This window comes from Neobacillus drentensis, from assembly GCF_036966985.1.
GTDB lineage: Bacteria > Bacillota > Bacilli > Bacillales > Cytobacillaceae > Neobacillus > Neobacillus drentensis_E.
This window is the reverse complement of sequence record NZ_JBALSN010000641.1, coordinates 1-1,673: the sequence shown is the minus strand read 5'-3', so window position 1 is coordinate 1,673 and position 1,673 is coordinate 1. Positions and strand designations below refer to the sequence as shown.

General features: G+C 38.0%; 2 protein-coding genes, 1 tRNA gene and 2 other RNA genes. 1 reads left to right on the top strand and 4 read right to left on the bottom strand.

What is annotated here, in order from left to right; translation table 11 throughout:
• Positions 1–25: 25 nt before the first annotated feature.
• Positions 26–454, top strand: a complete 429-nt coding sequence (locus V7659_RS29660; RefSeq protein ID WP_335543621.1) for a hypothetical protein — start codon at positions 26–28, stop codon at positions 452–454.
• 104 nt (positions 455–558) lie between these two features.
• Here V7659_RS29660 and V7659_RS29655 read toward each other — a convergent pair whose 3' ends face one another.
• The 4 genes from V7659_RS29655 to ssrA all read right to left on the bottom strand — a co-directional run.
• On the bottom strand, positions 559–993 hold the full coding sequence (locus V7659_RS29655) for a hypothetical protein (RefSeq protein WP_335543620.1): 435 nt from the start codon (positions 991–993) through the stop codon (positions 559–561).
• Positions 994–1,348: 355 nt separating this feature from the next.
• Positions 1,349–1,432: signal recognition particle sRNA small type (gene ffs / locus V7659_RS29650), an RNA gene on the bottom strand.
• A tRNA-Arg gene (locus tag V7659_RS29645) sits at positions 1,432–1,503 on the bottom strand. Before V7659_RS29645 ends, ffs begins: the two co-directional genes overlap by 1 nt.
• A gap of 19 nt (positions 1,504–1,522) precedes the next feature.
• Positions 1,523–1,673, bottom strand: a transfer-messenger RNA (tmRNA) gene (gene ssrA / locus V7659_RS29640); the annotation flags it as partial.

The window sequence follows — 1,673 nt, the reverse complement described above, 5'->3', positions numbered from 1 at the left end:
AATAAAAAGGAGTAGTTTTTAAAAGATGCTTTATATAAGAGATATTGAAAGAATTATTGAACATACATTGCAAGAGCACAAAATAACAATTGATTATGAATTTAACAATACCTTACCCGCACCGATGAGTTTTAACGTGTCTACTAATACCCTTAAGTTTAACTATTTACAAATTAATGGATACATTGCGAATATTAACTTTAAAATTAAAGAGACGGATGAAGACTGCGTCAAACTTATTCTCTATCGTCAGCTCGGTTATTATTTAGTTTTTAAGGACAAAAAACATGATTTACGGGTGTTAAAGTATTTTGAGGATGATGAAAAAGCACAGTTTCTAGCTAAAATAGAAACCAATGCCTGGGATTTTGGCAGAACGTTGGTACCCGATAGATTAGTAAATTCCTATGATGAAGTCCGTGCAATTGATAAAACGCTGCTAAAAATACATTAAATTTAGAAGGGTTACACACTTACTTCCATTTTATGAGAGAAGCGCCCACTATTGCAGATAGTGGGCGTTCATGTTTAGGATGATCCTTCGATATTTACCTTCCTTTATTCCACTTTAATAGTAATCGCGTATTCTAATTCCCAATCATTGAGCGGCAAGAAACTTAAGGTGGATGTCCCTGGTTTTACCGCTTTTATTATTGAAGAATTTTCATCGCCTGTCTTTTCACCCCATTCTGCCGCACCTGTAGTGAGGAGAATGCGGGCATAAGACTCCATGCTTCCTGTCCGCTTCACTTTGATCGTATCTCCTACTTTTACACGCAGCGTCCCATTTTTAGGAATGGTAGCAGTGAGTTCTGCTTCTGGACTAATTTGATACTCGATTAGCTTCTCTCCAGTGGATGGTTCATCAGTGGGTTGGCCACTACTGTCAGGAATTCGCAGTTCTTTAGGAAGCCATTCATTTGGAACATCGTAAATAAACGCTGTGCTGTAAGCATAAACGGCTTTGTGTACCAAGTCGCCATAGGTGATCACATATACTTTTTTGCCTTGAATACCGAACTAATTGAAAGTCAAATTTTTTATAACATTTTGATACTAAAAACTATGGTTTTATATCTTTTATCACAAGATGGATTGCAGTGGTAAACAGTCTGTCATTCTTTGGTACTTTCTTTGTCAATCGGTGGTAAAACTATGTCAGAGGTGGTACATTTCAATGGCCGTAATCACTATCTTCTATGTTTATTCTAAAAACCCAAAAAATACTGTTAAGACGTTCGCGTGGGTATAAGTATAGGTTTCACACTTTCTTATACCATATTTTTGAAGAAAAAAACGCTAACCTCCGAATTAAAATGGAGTTTAGCGTTTTGAGCTTTTTTGATCTATGTAATAGCCCACACAATTTCACTAGTTATGGCTGCTGCGTTCCCGCCCTGACCAGTTTCCTAGTGTCTTTGTTGGACTAAACTCCGCAGGTAGGACTCGAACCTACGACCGATCGGTTAGACGCCGAATGGACTGCCACTTTACTACTGCGGTAAAAAATTAGTTGTTTTTTTAGTGGAAATGACGGGAGTTGAACCCGTGTGCAAAGATCTTGGCACTTATACTTCTACGAGTGTAGTCAGTAGAATTAGTTTTCGCCCACTTCTTTAGCCTACCGACAGGCATTGAGGCAGCTAGTCTGGTTATTCTCTTCCTTCATCCTC